This is a genomic window from Variovorax sp. 770b2 (assembly GCF_900115685.1).
GTDB lineage: Bacteria > Pseudomonadota > Gammaproteobacteria > Burkholderiales > Burkholderiaceae_C > Variovorax.
Genome location: NZ_FOXJ01000005.1, coordinates 226,447 through 247,014, shown reverse-complemented (window position 1 = coordinate 247,014; position 20,568 = coordinate 226,447). Strand labels below are relative to the sequence as shown.

At 65.4% G+C, this 20,568-nt stretch carries 6 protein-coding genes; 2 read left to right on the top strand and 4 right to left on the bottom strand.

All coding sequences use genetic code 11. The features are described from left to right. Positions 1-10: 10 nt before the first annotated feature. Positions 11-778 (top strand): FkbM family methyltransferase, encoded by a 768-nt coding sequence (locus BM133_RS25060; protein WP_093439904.1) that lies wholly within the window; start codon positions 11-13, stop codon positions 776-778. On the opposite strand, the gene BM133_RS25055 is transcribed toward BM133_RS25060, so the two are convergent. The 4 genes from BM133_RS25055 to BM133_RS25040 all read right to left on the bottom strand — a co-directional run bounded on the left by BM133_RS25055 (position 775) and on the right by BM133_RS25040 (position 4,943). Then, positions 775-2,061, bottom strand: coding sequence for an O-acetylhomoserine aminocarboxypropyltransferase/cysteine synthase family protein (locus tag BM133_RS25055; protein ID WP_093439902.1), 1,287 nt, complete (start codon positions 2,059-2,061; stop codon positions 775-777). The genes BM133_RS25060 and BM133_RS25055 overlap by 4 nt on opposite strands. Before the next feature lie 21 nt (positions 2,062-2,082). Then, positions 2,083-3,255 carry a YcaO-like family protein gene (locus BM133_RS25050; protein ID WP_093439899.1) on the bottom strand — a complete coding sequence of 391 codons (1,173 nt, stop codon included), beginning with the start codon at positions 3,253-3,255 and terminating at the stop codon, positions 2,083-2,085. A gap of 15 nt (positions 3,256-3,270) precedes the next feature. After that, positions 3,271-4,272: an ATP-grasp domain-containing protein gene (locus BM133_RS25045; protein ID WP_093439896.1), complete on the bottom strand. Its 1,002-nt coding sequence runs from the start codon at positions 4,270-4,272 to the stop codon at positions 3,271-3,273. A 62-nt stretch (positions 4,273-4,334) separates the two neighbouring features. Next, on the bottom strand, positions 4,335-4,943 hold the full coding sequence (locus BM133_RS25040) for a GNAT family N-acetyltransferase (RefSeq protein ID WP_093439894.1): 609 nt from the start codon (positions 4,941-4,943) through the stop codon (positions 4,335-4,337). Between the two features lie 231 nt (positions 4,944-5,174). On the opposite strand from BM133_RS25040, the gene BM133_RS25035 reads away from it, so the two are divergent. Then, on the top strand, positions 5,175-20,567 hold the full coding sequence (locus BM133_RS25035) for a LysM peptidoglycan-binding domain-containing protein (RefSeq protein WP_093439891.1): 15,393 nt from the start codon (positions 5,175-5,177) through the stop codon (positions 20,565-20,567). The last annotated feature ends 1 nt before the right edge of the window (position 20,568 follow it).

Sequence of the window (20,568 nt, the reverse complement as noted above, 5' to 3'; positions counted from 1 at the left end):
GAACCCGTCGATGAATCCTCCGCAGTGGTTTTTCAAGGCGCTTCGCTCCATCGAGAAGGCAGCCGCGTATGGGCAAGGCAAGGGATACGGCTCGGGCACGGTTCGCCACGAAGTGGCGTTGGTCGCAACACTGCTCGAGTCCGCGCCCCGCCTTGCCGTCGACATCGGCGGCCACTCGGGCAGCTACACGCGCGCGTTGAAGGCGCGCTTCCCGGATCTGGAGATCCACGTCTTCGAGCCGTCGTCCACCAACATCGCACGCCTGCGCGAGCGGCACGGCAACGACACGTCCGTGACCATCAATTCCAGTGCGGTGTCCGATCGCACGGGCGAGGCGGTGCTCTTCTCGGACAAGCCCGGCTCGGGGCTTGCAAGCCTTCATTGCCGCAAGCTGGACCACTACGGCATGGCCTTCGACGTCCGGGAGAAGGTACCGACCATCCGGTTCGGCGACTACTGGAGCGGTCCGCTCGAACGGCGGAGCATCGACATCCTGAAGATGGACATCGAGGGCCATGAACTGAACGCGCTGGGCGCCTTCGACGACGCGCTGGCGGCCACCCAGGTCGTGCAGTTCGAGTTCGGCGGAACGAACATCGACAGCCGCACCTACTTCCAGGATTTCTACTACCTCTTCACCGACGCAGGGTTCGACCTGCACCGGATCACGCCACTGGGCCTGGAGCGCATCGACCACTACCGCGAGGCGGACGAGTTCTTCTTCACGATCAACTATCTCGCGACGAACCGGCGGTTCGCGGCAGGGCCGCACCGCTAGGCACTCGCGGCCAGCGCTCGGTCGATGTCCTCGATCAGGTCATCGATGTGCTCGATGCCGACCGACAGGCGGATCAGGTCGGTGGTCACGCCGCTGCTGACCAGGTCGTCGCCGGACAACTGGCGGTGCGTGGTGGAGGCCGGATGGCAGGCCAGGGTCTTGCAGTCGCCAAGGTTGACCGAGCGCCGGACCAGGCGCAGGGCATCCTGGAACCGGTTGCCGGCTTTTTCATCGCCGCCGATGCCGAAGCTCAGCACGCCCGCTCCTTGCCCGCCGAGGTACTTTTCGACCAGCGCCGCATCGGCATGGTCCGCAAGACCGGGATAGCGCACCCACGAGACGGCATCGTGCTGCTGCAGGAACTGCGCGATCAACTGCGCGTTGAAACAGATGCGCTCCATCCGCAGCGCGAGCGTCTCGATGCCCTGCATGATCGCCACGGCTGTCGCGGGCGCCATGATGGCGCCCAGGTTGCGCAAAGGCACCGAGGCGCAGCGCGCGATGAACGCGCGTTGCCCGTACTTCTCGCTGAAGTTCGTCAGGTGGTGGCTGTCGTCCGGCGTGGTCAGACGGCGGAACTTGTCCTGGTGATCCTTCCATGGAAAGCGGCCGGAATCCACCACCGCGCCACCCAGGTGGGTGCCGTGTCCGCCCATGTACTTGGTGAGCGAGTGCACGACGATGTCGGCCCCATGGAGGAAGGGCCGGCACAGGTAGGGCGTGGCGACCGTGTTGTCGACGATCAGCGGCACACCGGCTTCATGTGCCAGTTGGGCCAGTGCTTCCAGGTCGGCGACGCTGCCCGCCGGGTTGGCGATCGTCTCGCAGAACACGGCCCGCGTGCGGTCGTCGATGAGGCGCCGCAACTGCGCCACGTCGTGCTGCAGCGCGAATCGCGTCTCGATCCCGTATTGGGGAAGCACATGCCCGAGCAGGTTGTAGGTCGTGCCATACAGCGACGAGGACGCGACGATGTTGTCGCCCGCGCCAGCGATGGTGAGAAACGCGCAGCTCAGCGCGGCCTGCCCCGAGGCCATCGCGACGGCACCGATCCCCTGCTCCAGGGTGGCCACGCGCCCTTCGAGCATCTGGACGCTCGGGTTCGCGATGCGGCTGTAGACCAGCCCCGCCTTCTTGCCATCGAACAGGTCGATGGCGTGCTGCGCATCGTCGAATGCAAACGCCGCGGTTTCATAGATCGGCGGCGCCACCGAGCGTTGGGAATCTTCTGCGTTGTAGCCCGCGTGCACCGCGGAGGTTTCGAATCGCCAGTAGTTGTCCATGGTTGCGCAGCAAAAGAAGGGTCAGGTGAAGGGATGCAGGTCGAAGCGCCCCGTGCGGCGCCATTCGTCCATGCCGAGCGGCAGGCGGCCGTGGCCGAACACCATGGGAATCAATCCCGGCGCCACGGCGCGGACGGTGTAGATCGTTTTTCCGTCGATGGCATCGCGCGCCTCCTCGGCACTCAGGTCCACCCAGTATGGCGTGTGGCCACGCTGCGCGAGCCGCGTGTACAGCACATGAGGCGACGCCTCGAATGCCGCCAGTGCCTCATCGAAGGGAAGCGGTGCGGCCGTCGCGTGCAAGACAGCGTCGGCGCGCCGGAAGTACTGCTCTGTCGCATAAAGGGCTGCATGGTCGGCGGGCGTTGCCACGTCCTGCGGCGCCATGGCCTGCAGGGGTACGCCGGACGCGCGGGCCAGCGCCGTGGTTTCCAGTTCGTTGAGCGCGGCATCCAGTGCGGCAATGCCCGAAAGCGCCGTCGCGCTGCCGATGCATGTGAAGTGGCGCTCCGCATGCTGCGCCCACGCGAGCCATGTGGGGTGAGTCCCCATGTGCAGCCATTGCAATCCGACCTCGCATCCGGCTTGCGCCATCGCGTCCAGGCGCGTCCGTGCCTCTTGCGGCAGCGTGCGGGGATCGATCCGGTGGCCGGGGGATTGCGAGAACCAGTGCCGCATGAAGGCGTCGCGCTCGATGAGTTCCAGCGTCGCGCGCAGGACTGCCACCTCGAGCGCATCCGCGCTGGCGCAGCCCGATGTGGAGGCATGAACGACCAATTGCGCACGGTACCCGACGGCGAACGCGCGCGGACTGCACACGAAATCGGCCAGTACATGGAGGGCCTCGCCGCCCAGTGCAGGCCGCGCGAGGGTCCAGAGCCGGTGTTGCGACGGGCTGAATGGCGCCAGCCCGGAAACCGCCGAATCCACCTGTTCCGGCAGATACCGGATCAACTGGTCCGCATGGAGATAGCCGGGCAGCTCATCTGCCCGCGCATGCACCACCTCGGGCAGGGTCACGAAGCAATGGCGCTCGATGGCCTCTCCGATGGCCTTCCAGGTCGCCGTGCCGAGATCGGCATCCCGCCCCCATCCGGTGCTTCGGTTCTGGTCATCCCAATGGATGCTGGCTTCGACAAGACGGAACGACGCCCCCCCCAGCGCATCGTTGCAGGTGATATCGAGATGCGGCACGGGGAACGGCGCGGCCTAGTAGAACAAGTCCGAGAACATGGCGGCATACGCCTCGGGCGGCACGATCGAATTGGTGTTCATCTCGAGCCACCAGATGTTGCCCTTCTCGTCCAGCATGCCATCCACCGAGATCATCACCGGCACCGGAATGGTTTGCCTGAGAAGGGCGGCGAGCGCCGTGCCCATGCGGTCCGTCTGATCGCCGCTCTTTGCCACGAGATCGGGCAGCGCGTTGTCGGTGTGGGGCGTGACGCCGAGGTTTCTTTCGTAGCGCTGGGAATAGCGATAGTCGATCCAGCGCGCCTGGCCGGCCGGCAGCACGGCATGCCAGTCGACACCCTGAAAGCGCAGGCACGCCATGACGATGTCTCGGTCGACGTCCTTGTCCCAATCCTGGCCGCCGCTCGTGGCCTTGTCCCGCACGAGGCGCTCCGCGGTGCGAACGCCGTCTCCGGTGATCAGGGGATAGTCGTGCGCATGGGCGAAGAACGGCTTGCCGCCCCAGAACCAGACCTTCAGGATCCGGCCGTGGATGTACGCCTCGACGAAAACTTTCTCGCGATCTGCGCCCTCCTTGCCGATGTCATCGGGGATCGGCGACCCCGCGCGAAAAGGCCCCGCGATCTCTTTGCCGAACGAGCCAATGGCGCCCTTCAGGATGTAGTCGAAATCGGGCGCCGCCACGGCTGTGGCCGATGGCACCGACGCCGGGGTCGAAAGGCCGGACTCCCGCAGGAAGGCCTTGAACAGGCGCTTGTCGGTGGAATACGCATGCCGGATCGACGGATACGGCCGCCAGCCGCCGAAGCCGATCGTGCTTTGGGTCAGCACGCTCGAATGCACGGCCCGCCCGTCGGAGCGGGCCTGGAACATCGGGTGCATCGTGTAGTAGCGCCCGCGAAACTTGACCTCGATCTCGAAGGTCTTGACGTCGAGCGCCAGCTTGGCGTCCTTGTCCGCCGCCCAGGCCTGCAGCGCCCGGAAGTGATTGAAGATCGCGTTGAGATAAATTTGCATGGACAGGAAAAAGAGAGGTCAGCGGGCGCAAGGGGCATCGGCCAGGAAAGGATCGCGGGGGTTCAAAGGCGCTTTGCTCCGACGACGCTGAAGAACGCATCGCCCGGCCATTGGACACGATCGACCTCCACGATTCCGTTGCGTTGCCAGTAGGCGCGCTTCCATGCGTGGCCTTCGGCGGTATACCCGACGATCTCGTCGAAATAGAGTTCACGCGCCCACCGTTCGGACTCCAGCATCAGGGCATGGCCGATGCCGCGGCCCCGGGCCTCTGGCGCCACTGCATGCTGATAGCGGCAAACGATGTCGGGCCGCGCCAGGTAGGCGCAGACGGGGTTCTCAAAGCCGGCGCGCACGGTCAGCGTGCCAACGAGTGCGTCGTTCAGCACAGCCACCAGGCAGGCACCTTGGTCAATTTTCTGCCGGGTCCGCTCCACCGACTGGTCGGCGCCCTCGAGCCTGAAGCCGCCGCCGTCCAGGGTCGCATAAGCCCTGTTGATGAGCGAAGTGAGTGCTTCTAACGAGTCCGACGCGCCGAACATCCGGATCACGACGTCTTCTTTTTTCATGGGCTCCACGGCTTCCGGCTGTAATTCGCGCACTGGCTCCAATTCGAAGTCCCCCATTGGTTTGACCCGATCCTTTTCAAGCATATCCAGCCGTCCGGCCATTTGTTTAGCGGCGCCCGCACAACAAAGCAAAGACCGCGCGACGCCTCCCCGCTAAACAAATTTCTCCTCGCCCGGACATATTGCCTAGAACCGCACGTCAACCCTCGATCGCGAGCGAGGTTGACGGCCACCAGGGACGGCCCTGGGCTTTGAAAGTCCGACCTGGTGCAGGCGGGCAGAAAGCAGGCTCAACGATGGCGGTTCGTTTCAACACAAGAGACGGGCACAAAAATGGTAGCGATCGTCAGCGGCAACAGTCTGGGTCTGAGTTTGACGTCATTGGCCACGCTCGGGCAGCGCGGCACACTGGGCGCCGCCGGCCAGGGCAGGAACGGCGAACAGGCGTTCGTCAACATCGCCACCGGCAACCTCGTGCTGCAGGACTTCGACGACCGGCTCGAAGGCCGCGGCCTCGACATCGGCGCGGTGCGCACCTATAACAGCCAGGGCCTGCTGAACGACGACAACGGCGACAACTGGCGCGTCGGCGCGTTCGGCCAGCAGATCCTGCTGACCGGCACCGTGGCCACGGCCGGCAGCACGCTCACACGCACCGACCGCGACGGCGCGCAGTCCGTCTATAGCTGGGACAGCGCCCGCAGCCTCTATGTCAGCACGACGGGTTCGGGCGCCTTCGACACCATCGCCCACGACGCAACCGCCGGCCGCTTCGTCTGGACCGACGGCACCACCGGGCTGGTGGAGCGCTACGAATCGACCGGACAAGGCCATCTCGTTTCCGTTTCGGACCCGCGCGGCAACACCGTCAGCTACGCCTACAACGCCAACGGCACGGTACAGAGCCTGACCAATGCCAATGGCGAAGTCACGTACTTCGACTACACCGGCACCAACCTCACGCAGATCCGCACCGTCGCCGCCGGTGGCGCGACGCTCACGCGCGTGCACTACACGTACGACGCATCCAATCGGCTCGCCAGCGTCACGGTCGATCTGAGCCCCGAGGACAACTCGGTCGCGGACAACCTCAAGTACGTCACCACCTACACCTACGACGGTACCAGCAAGCGCATTGCATCGGTCACCCAGACCGACGGCACCAGCCTGCAGTTCACGTACGTGCAGGTCGGCGCGGACTACAAGGTCGCGACTGTCAAGGACGGCGCGGGCAACACCACCAACTACAGCTACGACACCGCCAACCGCCGCACCTCGGTGGTCGATCCGCAGGGCCGGGTGAGCGTCTACAGCTACGACGCGAGCGGCCAGCTGCTGCAGATCAAGGGCCCCACGGCCAATGGCGTGGCGCAGACGACCGACTTCGCCTACAACGCCAACGGCGACGTGATCCGGATCGTCGATGGCGAGGGCCATGCCGTCGACATGGAGTACGACGCCAACGGCAACCAGGTGCTGCAACGCGACGCCGCGGGCAACACCATCACGCGCACCTACGACGTGCGCAACCAGTTGTTGACCGAGACCGCCTACCTCACGCCCGACCTGGACGGCGCGGGCTCCTTCCCTTTCCTTCAGCCTACGCAACCGCTGACCACGCGCTACGTCTACGAAGGCACGGGCCGGAACCTGCTTCGCTTCGTGCTGAGCCCCGAGGGGCGCGTCACCGAATACCGCTACGACAGCTACGGCCAGCGCACCAGCAGCCTCGAATATGCCGCCGGCACCTACAACACCGCCGCACTGGGGCTGACCGCCACGCCGACCGAGACCCAGATGGTCAACTGGGTCGGCGGCCAGGACCGCACGCTGTCCAGCCGCTCCGATTTCGTCTACGACGCGCGCGGCCAGGTCCAGCAGCTCACCGTCTTCAGCAAGGTCGATGCCAGCGGCAATGGCGTTGCCGACGGCAGCCAGTCGGTCACGCACTATGTGTATGACCGCGCCGGGCAACTGATCAGCACGGTCAGCGCCACCGACGGCAGCACGCAGTACACCTATGACGGCCTCGGCCGCCGGCTGTCAGCGCAGGACGCGCTGAACAACACCACCGTCACGAGCTACGACGACGCGGGCAACAAGACCACGGTCACGATGGCCAACGGCCTCGTCACCACCAGCGCCTACGACCACAACGGCCGGCTGGTCAGTGTGCGGCAGGGCAGCACGGCCGCGCCGCTGCTCGGACAGACGACCTACGTCTACTACGCCGATGAGAGCAAGCCCTACCTGAAGATCGACGCCACCGGGGTCGCGACCGGGATGCTCTACGACCACGAGGGCCGCTTGAGCGTGGAGGTGTCGGCCTCGGGGCAGATGGTCGAGTACATCTACAACAAGAGCAACCAGGTCACGCAGACGATCGTTCACGCCAATCCGGCCGTGGGCCTCATCCAGGCGCTGCAGGACTTCGCCACGAACGGCACCCCCATGGAGCTGGACGATTTCCGTCCCGCTGCCAGCGCGCTGGACCAGCGCTCCTGGCGCATCTACGACAACGCGGGCCGCCTGGTCCGCACGGTCGATGCGGGCGGTGCCGTCACCGACATCCAGTACGACGCCGCTTCCCGGGTCACGGCCACCACCCGGTACAGCCAGCCGATCTCCATCGCTTCGCTGGACACCGCACCGACGCTCGCCGCCACTGCGCCCACGGCCAATGCCACGAGCGACCGCGTCACGCGCAGCTTCTACGACGGCGACGGCCTGCTGCGCGCCACGCTCGATGCCGAGGGCTACCTGAGCGAGCTGCGCTACGACGGCGAAGGCCGCCTGATCAGCCAGACCACCTATGCCACGGCCACCGGCGCGGCCCTGCGCGCCACCGGAACGCTGGCCCAGCTCATTCCCGCGGCCAGCAGCAACGACCAGACCTCCTACTGGCTGCGCGATGCGCAGGACCGCACCGTCGCCGAGATCGACGCGGAGGGCTACCTCGCCGAGCGAGTCTTCGATGCCAACGGCAACGTCACGCAAACCGTGCGCTACGCCACCCGCGTCAACGCCGCGCAGCTCGCGCAGATCTCCGTCGCCACCACGGTGGCCAGCCTGCGCCCGTCCTCCACGCCCGAGGACCGCACCACCACCGTCGTCTACGACAAGCTCAACCGCATCTCGCAGCAGACCAACTACGAAGGCACCGTCACGCAGTATGCGTACGACAGCGCCGGCAACCTGGTCGGCACCACCTCCGCCGTCGGCACCTCGGAAGTGCGGACCCTCAATGCCCGCTACGACATCCAGGGCCGGTTGGTCGGCGAGCTGAGCGGCGTGGGCAGCGCGTTGCTCACCGGCGGCCAGACCCAGGCGCAGATCGATGCCATCTGGGCGCAGTACGGCCTGACCCATGCCTACGACGCCGCGGGACGGCGCACCAGCACCACCGACGCATACGGCAACAAGACGCTGTTCTTCTACGACACCTCGGGGCACCTGACGCACACCGTCAATGCGCTGGGCGAGGTGACCGAGCAGCAATACAACACGCTCGGCCAGCTCTCGGCCACCATCCAGTACGGCACCCGCATCGGCCTGGCCGGCCTCGCCGGCGGCCTGGTCGGCTCTGCGCTGACGAACGCGATCAACGCCGTCAGGAACAGCGCGCTGGACAGCAGGCAGACCTTCACCTACGCCGCCACGGGCGCGCTCTCCACGAGCACGGACGCGCTGGGCAACACGACGCAGCGCACCTACAACGCCTTCGGCGAGGAAATCGGCCGCGACCAGGCGATCGGCGATGGCCGGCACCTGGTGCAGACGCAAACCGTGGACCGCCGCGGCCTGGTCACCGGCACCGTGGCCGATGCTTCCGGCGTCAACGCGATCACCAGCGCCGTCTACGACGCCTTCGGCCGCGCGACGCGCACCGTCGACGCCAACGGCAACGTCCGCACGCAGAGCTACGACCGGCTCGGCCGCACCGTGGTCGCCGTCGATCCGCTCAACGCACAGCGTTCGTCCAGCTACGACGCCTTCGGCCGCGTGCTCACGCAGACCGATGCACTGGGCAACACCAGCACCTACACCTACAACAAGGCACTGCGCAGCGTCTCGGTGACCACGCCAGAGAACATCACCATCACCACGGTGCACACGCGCCAGGGCCAGACGCAGCAGGTGGTGGACGGCAACGGCAACACCACCAGCTTCAGCTACGACAAGAACGGCAACCTGCTGTCGAGCACTACGCCGCTGACGACCACCAGCAGCGCCTACGACCGCTCCAACCGCCTCATCCAGACGACGGACGCCAGCGGCAACGTCGTCGCCTACACCTACGACGCGGCCAACCGGCTGCTCCTGCGCATCGTCGATCCGAACGGCCTGAACCTGGTGACCCAGTACGCCTACGACGCCAAGGGCCAGCAGATCACCGTGACCGACGCCAACGGCTCGATCACGCAGATGGTGTATGACCTCAAGGGCCAGCTGCTGCGGCAGGTGATCGACCCGAGCGGGCTCAACCTTGTCACCGAATACACCTACGACGCACGCGGCAAGACGCTCTCGGTGCTCAGCCCCGGCGGCACGCTGATCCGCTATGCCTACGACAACCTTGGCCGTCGGGCCGAGGAGCGCGTCGACCCCAACGGGTTGAACATCACGCGCACCTATGCCTACGACGCGAACGGCAATGTGGTGCGCGACACCGATGCCAACGGCAACGTCCGCCGCTATGCCTATGACGCCGACGACCGCCTGGTCTTCACGGTCGATGCGCTGGGCAACGTGAGCCGCAGCAGCTACGACGCCGAAGGCCGCATCGTCAAGACGGAAGCCTTCGCGACGCCGATCAGCCTGACGGGCTTGCCGGCCGCACCGACCGTCGCCCAGATCCTGTCGCGCATCGTCGCCACCCCGGGCCAGGACGGCACCGAACATCGCGTTCTGGACAAGGACGGCCGCCTCACCGCCACGGTCAACGGCCTGGGCGAAGTGGTCAAGTACGTCTACGACGCCAATGGCAAGATCGTGGAGCGGGTCGCCTATGCGAACCGCATCGCCCTGGCCGGCTGGACGCCAGGCAGCACGCCCAATCCCGTGGGCGACGCAGCGCACGACCAGCGTGTGCGCTTCGTCTACGACCAGCTCGGCCGTGCGACCTACACGGTCGACGGAACGGGCGCCGTGGTCCAGCAGAGCTACGACGGCAACGGCAACGTGGTGGACCGCATTGCCTATGCCACCGCGATCCCTGTGACCACGAGTGCGACCACGGCAGCCATCGCGGCCGCGGTGGCTGCCATTGCGAATCCGGCACGCGACGCGCACGAGCGCTTTGTCTACGACCATGCCAACCGCCTGAGCTGGCATGCCGACGGCGCCGGCGCCGTGACGCAGCAGGTCTACGACAACAACGGCAACCTGATCAAGCAGATCCAGTACGCCACGGCGATCGCAGCCTCCGCATCGCCCAGCACGGTGGCCGCGAACAGCGGCGACCGGATCACCGACCGCGTCTACGACAAGGCCAACCGCCAGGTCTTCGTGATCGACGGGCTCGGTGGCCTCACATGGACCGGCTACGACAAGAACGGCAACGTGACGACGCAATGGACTCTCGCGGTCCACATTGCGGCGCCCACCGCCACGAGCAAGCTGACGGAAGCCCAGGTCAACGCCGCCGCGCCGGTCGACTACCTGGGCGCCGACCGGGTGGAAAGATTTGCCTTCGACGCCGCCAACCGCATGGTCATCCGCGTCGATTCGACCGGTGCCGTCACCGAGATGCAGTACGACGGCGTGGGCAACAACACGCGCACGACGCAGTATGCCAACCGCATCGATTTCAACGGGCTCAACGGCAACTGGGATGCGAGCTATGGAGACATCCGTCTTCTCTTCGGCACCGACGCCGCCGACCGCACCACGACGCGCACCTTCGACGCCGGAAACCGCGCGATCTACAGCGTGGATGCACTGGGCCACGTCAGCAAGAACAGCTACGACGGCCTGGGCAGGCTGACGCAGACCACCGCCTACGCGCTGTCGATTCCGGCGAGCGCGCTGGGCTCTTCGGCCACGATCGGCGCGGCCCTCGTGGTCCATCCGGACGATCGCACCAACGGTTTCGTCTACGACGCCGCCGGTCGTCTGAGCAGCAGCACCGATGCGCTGGGCTTCAGCGAAAGCTACAGCTACAACGCGCTGGGCGAGAAGACCTCCTTCACCAACAAGAAGGGCTCGGTCTGGACCTACGACTACGACGCGGCCGGTCGCCTGACGCAGGAAACCGCGCCCGCGGTCGAAATGACGGCCGCCACCACCGACGGCGCAGGCAACCTGGTCGTCGATGCAGCCCACAGCGGCAGCGCCAACCTGGTCACCCGCCTGGCCTACGACGCGCTGGGCAACCTCGTGGCACGCACCGAGGCGCTGGGCCGTCCGGAGCAGCGCACCACGCGCTACGAATACGACACGCTCGGCCACCAGGTCAAGGTCATCTATCCGGAAGTCGGCGTCTACAACCCGGGCGCGGACAACCTCGCGGTCAATGGGGCGAACGGCCCGGCCAACCGCTCGGACGTGCTGAAGTCGCTCTTCACCGAAACCCGCTACGACGTCTTCGGCAATGCCGTCAGCAACCTCGATGTCGCGGGCAACCTGAGCTACAAGACCTACGACGTGCTCGGGCGCGTGCGCTACGAAGTCGATGCGCTCGGCTTCGTCACGGGCTACCAGCACAACGTCTGGGGCCAAGTGACGCAGCTCTCGCGTTTTGCCAACGTCACGACGCTCACGAACGGAAACCCGGCGAGCCTCACCACCGCGCAGGTCAGTGCCGCGATCAATGCCGCGGGCCTGGACCACGGCGCCGACCGCACGCTGACCACCGAGTACGACCGGGTGGGACGTGTAGCGAAGGTCATCGAACCCCAGACCTTCGTCTATGACGCGGGCGCCCCCGACACCATCAAGTACTTCACGGCCGGCAAGACGACCGCGAACGTCTACAACGCGTTCGGCGACCTGACGCAGGTCGCCGAGCTCAAGAACGCGCAGACGCAGGACTGGATCCGTACCAATAATTACTACGACAAGCGGGGACAGCTGATCGCATCGGTCGATGCCATGGGTTACCTCACCACCCAGGCCTACGACGGTGCCGGCAACATGGCCGTGCACAAGGAATACGCCACGGCCATCGCCGGATGGAGCGCAAGCACGCCCAGCGCCACCATTCCGGGCGCGCCCAACAGCGGCGACGACCGGACCACGGTCTATACCTTCGACCGCGGCGGGCGCAAGACCGCAGAGACGCGCCTGTCGGTCGAGTACAGCGCCAGCGCGAACGGCACATCCGGCCGTGCCGACCTCGTCACGGGCTACGAGTACGACGCCGTCGGCAACCTGACGCGCACCATCGACGCCGCCGGTGGCAGCACGATCAGCCTGTACGACGCACTGGGCCGCGTGACCTACACAGCAGCGCCGTCGACAGGCAACGCGTTGCTCACGGCGGTCACCAAGTTCCAGCGCGATGCCTACGGCAATGTGGTGGTCAAGACGGACACCCACGTCTACAAGGTATCGCCCGATGCCCTGACCGCACCCCGCACCGACATGACGCCCGGCCAGAGCCTCACGCCGGGACAAAGCATCTACTCGCCCAACGGGCGCTACACCTTCACCTTCCAGACCGACGGCAACCTGGTGGTCTACGACCGCGTCGACAACCTGCAGGCCGTGTGGAACTCCGCCACGAGCGGCAGCGGCGCGGACAGGTTCACCTTCCAGGCCGACGGCAACCTGGTGCTCTACAAGGGCTCCCAGGCGGTATGGAATTCGGGCACCTTCGGGCAAGGCGGCACGCACCTGGTGCTGCAGGACGATGGCAATCTCGCGCTCTACACGGCCGGCGGCACCTCGCCGTGGTATGCCGGTCCGGACAACAACTGGCAAGAAATCGCCGACCGCTCGACGTACACGCAATACGACCGCCTGGGCCACGCCACCCAGAGCACGGACGCCAACCGCGTGAGCCGCTACAGCTCGTACGATGCGCAGGGCCATGTCGCCAAGGAATGGCAGACGGTGACCAACGGCGACGCCTCCAGCACGCTGTTCCGCGCCTACCAGTACGACAAGCTCGGCCAGCAGACGCACATCATCGATCCGGCGTCCACGAGCCAGGTGAGCGGGTCTTCCGTGGTCACCGTCGGCCAGGCGCAGGCCGGCCTGACCGACACCGCCATCGCCTACAACGCCTTCGGCGAAGTCACGCGCAAGAGCGTCAACGGCGTGGCCGGTGAATATTTCGACTACGACAACGCAGGCCACGTGTGGCGCACCAACGCCGGCGACGGCGTGGACAAGGTCGCCTTCTACAACCTGCAAGGCAAGCAGACGGCGCAGATCCTCAGCTACGGTTCGACCTACGAGAACGTCGACCTGAAGTCCTTCCAGCACGCGGACGAGCTGGCCTGGCGCGACCTGCGCCGCACTGACACGGTCTACGACGCGCTCGGCCATGTGGTCCAGACCGTCGGCGCCGAGCGCGAGGAATGGGACACGGGCCCGCGCAACAGCCGCCTCTACACGCACGCCGCGCTGGGCAGCTCGAGCCAGAAGGTCTCGGACGAGTCGGGCACTGTCTCCTGGCAGGGCACCAACTCCGTGAACGTCTCCTGGGCGCCGCTGCACAACCTGGGAAGCGGCGACGTCAAGGTCGTCATGGAATACGCCACGCAGACCTGGACCGTCGGCGGCGGAACCGACGAATCCGGCAATCCCACGGGGACGCCGGTGACCGTGGCGGGCGGCGAGATTCGCTCCCGCACGCAGATCCTGACCAACACCGCGCAAGGCGTCGACAACGTGACGCTCACGTGGGCCGACGACGCCGCGCCCAACGGCGGCATCAGCAAGGTCACGCGCCTGACGATCTACAAGAAGGACCTGTACGGCAACTGGCAGCAGATCTCCGATCAGACCTCGCTCGGGTACGGCGGGCAAGTGATCGACATCGACACGCCGGACGATCCGACCGCCACGGTGCAACTGCAGCTGCGGCCCGCCGGCAGCAGCGGCGATTCGGGCTGGGCCTCGTTCGGCCTCACCAACTTCGGCGATGCGCAGCGCTTCAATGCGAGCGGCCTGCCCGCGGGCAACTACGAGTACCGCGCGCTGATGACGACGGCCGCGGGCGTGACCACGGTGATCGGCTCGGGCCGGATCGACCTCACCTCGCCGCCGTTGGCCTCGATCGGCACGCCGATGGGCTTCTACCAGCCGGGCGTGACCGGGCTGGGCCTCTTCACATGGCAGTCGCCGGGCAACGACGTCGAGCAGGTCTTTCGCATCCGTCCGGCCGGCAGCAACGGCGCCTGGGACACGCGCACGGTCTCCGCGCGCGGCGAAGGCAAGGACGGTGTCGATGTCTCGATCATCGCCGCCGGAACCTACGAGTACGAGCTGCTCTGGATCCACGCGGGCGATGGCGTGCCGTATGCGCACGCTACCGGCCAGATCGTGAGCACGGGCTTCAAGCCGCCCTACTGGGTGCCGCCGGTGAACCTGCCCGTGATTCCGGGCGTGTCCATCGCATCGGTCACGGTCGGCAACATCACGGGCTACGACGAATCGGGCAACCCGATCTACAGCGGTCCCACCACGACCAAGCCGGTCATCCGCTGGCCCGCCGCATCGAACACCGTACCCGCCATACCGTCGGGCGACACCACCTTCCGCTACCGCCTGCAGGGCAGCAGCGAGTGGCACACCCTCGCGATCGGCGGCAACGTCGGTACCGACGAATCGGGCAACCCCACGGGCAACCACGAGGTGGACATCAGCGGCCTGCCGCCGGGGAACTACGAGTACCAGGTGCTCGTCACCCAGACCGTCCTGGGCGTTGCCGTGCCGGCAGCGCAGGCGACCGGCAACCTGGTCGTGAGCCCCACGGGCGAAGGACACAACGTCCCGACGCTGATGCCGTTCCCGGTGCCCGTCACCATCACGCCCGACGACCCGGCCAACCACATCATCGGCTGGACCGGCTCCGGCCCGGCCTACGGTCCGCCGGTGGTGATCGGCACCGATGCGAACGGCCAGCCGATCTTCGGCCAGGGCTACGGGCGCGACATCATCGGCAACGACGAGTCTTCCGGCCCGATCTACGGCCCGGTGAAGGCCATCCCGTACTACACCTACCAACTCCAGCAGGTCACGCAGACCGTGCCGGTGCAGGTGGCCGTGGGCCAGGACCCGGTGCCGGCTCGCGACGAGTCGGGCAACATCATCACCACGCCCGTCTACGAAACCCGCACGGGCACGCAGACTGTCGCGGTGCAGGTGCAGGTGGGCACCGATCCGGTCTATGCCCGCGACGAAGCCGGCAACATCGTCTACGAAACCATCTACGAGACGCAGTACCGCACGCGCGACGTGCCGGTCTACGGCTGGGTGCAGGTGCCTCGCACGGAGGCCTACCAGGTGCCCGTGCAAGGGGCGCCCATCATCCTGGGCTACGACGAGGCCGGCAATCCGCAGTACCAGCGAGACATGTGGGGGAACGTCCTCTACTACACGAACTACGAGACGCACTACCGCACCGTCTATGACAACGTGCTCGTGCAGACCGGCTGGACGCAGGAGACCTATGCGGTCCAGGTGCCGGTCCAGCGCCCGGTGATCACGGGCTACCAGCCGCGCTACGAAACCCAGTACGTGCAGGTGCCCTACACCTACCAGGTGCAGGTCGGCACCACGCCGGTCTACCAGCGCGACGGCGCCGGCAACATCATTTACGAGACGCGCTACGAGACCCAGTACCAGACCCAGACCACATGGGTGCAGGTGCCCACGCTCGTCACGCCGGCGGACCCATCGCAGTACATCGTGAGCTCGCACTCGGGCAGCCCGATCTACGGCCCGCCGGTCATGGTGGTCACGGGCCACGACGAATCCGGCAACGCGATCACCGGCCTGGGCAAGGGCTACCAACTGGTGAACGGCGTGGTCACGGCGGTTCCGTACACCGAGATCCACACCGAATGGCGCATGGTCGACGTGTGGGTGCCCGGCACCACGCCGGCACCGACGGTGACCGACACCACGCCCCCCTACACCCCAGGCTTCATCGTTCCGGCCATGCCGCCGCTCTTTGCCGCAAGCGTGACCACGGTCCAGGGCAGCTCCACGGTGAGCGAGACCGGCACCTCCGGCGCGCCCGGCAGCCAGGCCATCTGGCTGTCCGGCAACGGCGGCTCGCCGCGCCCGGTCGTCAACCAGAACACCGACCGCTGGGGCAATGTGCTCTCGATCAGCGATCCGCGCTCGGCGGGCTGGGTCACCACCTACCGCTACAACGCCAACAACCAGCTGGTCGAGCAGAAGCAGCCTGACGCCGACGGCAATTCGAACACCGCCGGCGCACCGGTCACCCAGCTGTTCTACGACAAGCTGGGACGCCAGGTCGCCGTCAAGGACGCCAACGGCAACATTCTGGGCAAGGTCTACGACGCAGTCGGCAACCTGGTGCAGGAGCTCAATGCGGACGGCGGCACGATCCGCCACGCCTACAACGTCTTCGGCGAGAAGGTGAGCACCATCGACGCGATGGACCGCGCCACCAGCTTCACCTACGACAACGTGAGCCGGCTGCTCACCACGACCCACGGCGTGGTCAACGTCTACGGCGTCAACACCACGTTCAACGTGGCGCAGCTGGTGGACACCCGCGCCATCGTCGAGACCAACACCTGGGACCAGGCCGGGCGCAAGCTCAGCCAGACCAATGGCAACGGCGAGACCATCCGCTACGTCTACGACCTGCAGGGCCGCGTGGTCAACACGATCCAGCCCATGGGCCAGAGCACCAAGGTGGCCTACGACGCGCGCGGCAACAAGATCGCGGAAGTCGACGGCAACGGCTACATCGCCACCTGGAGCTACGACTACTTCGGCAAGGTCCAGGCGCACACCGACTTCGGCGGCCGGGCCTATGCCTACACCTACGACAACGCCAGGCAGCTCACCTTCGACAGCGGCGCCAACCGCGAGTACCACTACAACAGCGAAGGCCTGCTGGAGCGCGTGTACGACCGCACCACGACGCAAGACGAGAAGTACGAGTACGACATGGCCGGCAACCGCGTGCGCGAGTGGTTCGCCAAGGGCAACGTGGTCTACAAGGACAACCACATCGCCTACGACGCGCTCGGCCGCATGCGCTGGGTGGCCGATGGCCGCGCCTACGTGAACATCGAGTACGACAAGGTCGGCAACCGCACCAACATCCGCACGCACGTGCTGAACCAGGACACCAGCCTGGACAGCAACCTGTTCTTCCAGTACGACCAGATGAACCGCCAGACCGTGGCGAACGCGGCCGACGCCCAAGGCAACCTGGGCGCCGAGGGGCACCGCATCACGTACGACAAGAATGGCAACCGCGTGACCGACACCTGGAACGGCACGCGCGTGATGACGGTCAACGGCCAGAGCCAGATCGTCGGCTTCGACGAGAACGGCTCGGCCATCTACAGCACCACGCCCACGAGCTACGTGGCCACGCTCGGCGAGACCACCGAGCAGTACCGCTACGACGCGCTCAACCGCATGACCAGCGTGGTGCGCGACGGCGTGCAGACCGACGCGCGCCTGTACGACGGCGCGAGCCGCGTCATCCAGACCGGCCCCGCGGGCTCCCTGCCGCAGGCGTACATCAACGCCCTGAACGGCACCAACCTGAGCGGCCAGACGCTGGCGGGCACCGGCAGCGAGACGCACATCAACCGCTACAACGCCAACGGCCAGATCGTGCGCCAGGACGTCTACAAGAGCGACAACACGCCGAAATACGCGGTCGTCTACGACGCCCTGCCCGCACCGTTGAAGCCCGGCATGGGCACCGCGGGCGGCTACGACAGCGCGGGCAACCTGCTGGGATACACCGTGTTCGACTGGGCCGGCGGCAACGTCACCAACTACGCCAACACCTACGGGCGCGCAGAGGGCTATCGCCAGCTCACCACCCTGGGCACCAGCACAGTGACCAACCCGGGCGGCACGGTGTGGGAGTACGGCAACGGCGGCGAACTGACCGCCGTGAACGACGTGACCAAGCCCCTGGACAACCGCAGCTTCGTGAGCGACATCAGCGGCACCATCGTCTATGCCGAACAGGCGGGCCAGGGCCAGCACCAGCTGGTGGTGAACGGCCAGGTGCTGGGACGCTACGGTTCGATTCGCGACGAGAACAACCCGACGCTCCCCAACGGCACGCCGTTCTTCCTGCCGAAGGCGGAGTTCAACTTCGGCTACCAGCCGATCAACGGCAACTACCCGTCGGCGAGCCCCGGCACGTATGCGGTGAGCGCCGGCGACACGCTGCAGGGCATTGCGCGCGGCGCCTATGGCGACGAGAGCCTGTGGTACCTGATTGCCGACGCGAACGGACTGGGCAGCAATGCCGACCTGAAGGCGGGGCAGGTGCTGACGATTCCCACGAAGGTGGGCGGGGCGAACAACGCGAACAGCTTCAAGCCGTATGACCCGAGCCGGACGATTGGGGATACCAATCCGAACATGGCGATGCCGCAAGCGGACAAGGGCGGCGGATGCGGGGGAATTGGGCAGATTCTCGTGATCGTTGTGGCTGTGGTTGCCGCCGTGTTTACAGCGGGGGCGGCGGCGGTTGCGATGGCGGGCGTGGAAGCCGGCGTCGGTGCCGGCGTAGCGCTCGCAGATGCGGGTCTCGCCGGGATCATGTCTGCCGGGGGCGCGGCAATGGCAGGCGGTGTGGCCGCCGGAGCAGCGGGCATGGGCGGCGCCGTAGCGTTGAGCGGTATCGGCGCAGGTGCGGCCATGGGAGCGGCCGTGATTGGCGGCGCTGTCGGCTCCATCGTCAGTCAGGGCGTCGGTATTGCCATCGGCGCACAGGATGAATTCAGCTGGAAGGGTGTGGCGTTGGGCGCGCTTGGTGCCGGTGTCTCTGCTGGCGTGGGAGGCTACTTCGGCCCTGTCGGCCCGAGCGTTCAGGGCATGGACAGAGTAGCGGCCTTCGCGGGGAGGGCAGCCTTGTCAAGCGCCATCACGCAGGGCATCTCCGTGGCAACTGGACTGCAGAGCAGCTTCAGTTGGAGAGGTGTAGCCGCATCCGCTGTTGGAGCCGGCGTGGCTCAAGGAGTGACTGCAGGCGTCAACGAATTGACAGGGTACGACCCGCAGGCTGGCTTCAACTTTGGGAAAGGCCTTTTGGCTGGGTCCTTGGCAGGCTTGGCGGGTGGCTTGACCACCGCCGCCATGCGAGGAGGCCGGGTCAGCGCCGCTCAGGTGGCTACAGACGCCTTTGGCAATGCGCTGGGTTCATCCGTTGCAGAAGCCTTTGGGCAGTACGTCCCGCCTGCAAACGGAGCAAGCGGCGCTTCGAGTGCGACCGCTTCCTCAGACGACATCGTCGTTTCGCAGGCCGTGGCTTACGGCGAAGACATGGATGCAGGCCAGATGCAGAAAGTAGGATGGATCGACGACGTTTTGGGCGTGCCACGCCCATCCAAAGATATGTTCCTGAAGTCCTCGGATTCTTTTGCTGAATGGGCGAATTTCAACAAGGGATTGGCCGGCCTATTGCAAGGAGAGGAATCCAATGGCCTGCTTCTCGATATCGCCCAAGATATTCGAGCAAACAAAGAAAATTCGCCGTTCGTCAAGCTTTTCTCCGGCAGTCATGTTTATGACATGTCTGACGAACAGTGGATTGGCGCAAGAGACTCACTGCTTGGAAGATTGCAACAGAATGCCGACATTTCAAATGCGATTTCCTATGGACTTCAGCGAAATGCAGGAATTCAATCTGACTCCATCTCAGATCAAACCATCAGCACTTTCAATCGGCTGAAAATCAGCGATCCAGAGTTGGCATACATTGCGGACTGGGCTACATCAGACGGGCAATCTTTGCGACAAATCACCGTCGATCCGAGGCGATCGAGAGTGCCGTCGTTGCTTATAGGTGCTGGAGCAATATCCGAAATTGGCGCCTTTCAGGGCGAGTCAGCAGGTAATTTTGCTCACGCGCCGGTCTGGGAACTAGCCGCTTCAAGAAATCCACTGGGTGCAGCGATGCTTGGAATTGTTGGGACATTGCCCACAATGAGCAGTATTAGCGACACAGCAAAGCAGGTAAGCACCATAAAGGAACTAATCAAGGCAGGATCTGGATTGGAAAATCCTTTGATTCAAAAAGCCTTGGACCTTGGACTTGAAGCCACCTACAAAGGCATCAACAAAACTCTCAGCATCAGTTTTCTAAGCAAGACCGTTAAAAACTTCTTTGGAAACGTTGGAGAGTATGGTGAATTGGTTGCTTATGGATTTCTTAAGTCATCTCAATTGTTCAGTGACTTGGCCATCCTGCAAAACAACAGCAAACAAGGGTTGGATGCCATCGGCAAGGCGGCCACAGGGATCCATGCTGGCCAGTGGACGCCTTTGGAAATAAAAACATCTGCAGACGGCACGGCACCCAAGCTCTCGATCGATCAAAGCAAAGGATCTGCCGTCTATACTGCGCTGCAACTCGTAAAGCTTACCAGTGGCTTGGCCCGATACAGGCCTGGAATCAGCATTGACCAAGTCACTTACACTAAGGCACTCAGCATTCAGAACGACATCAGTGTGAATCGTCTAGCGCCGGGCTATCTGATCAGCGGAAGTCGCGTTCTAACTGCAAAGCCGGATGTCACTATTCGAAGGTGGTAGT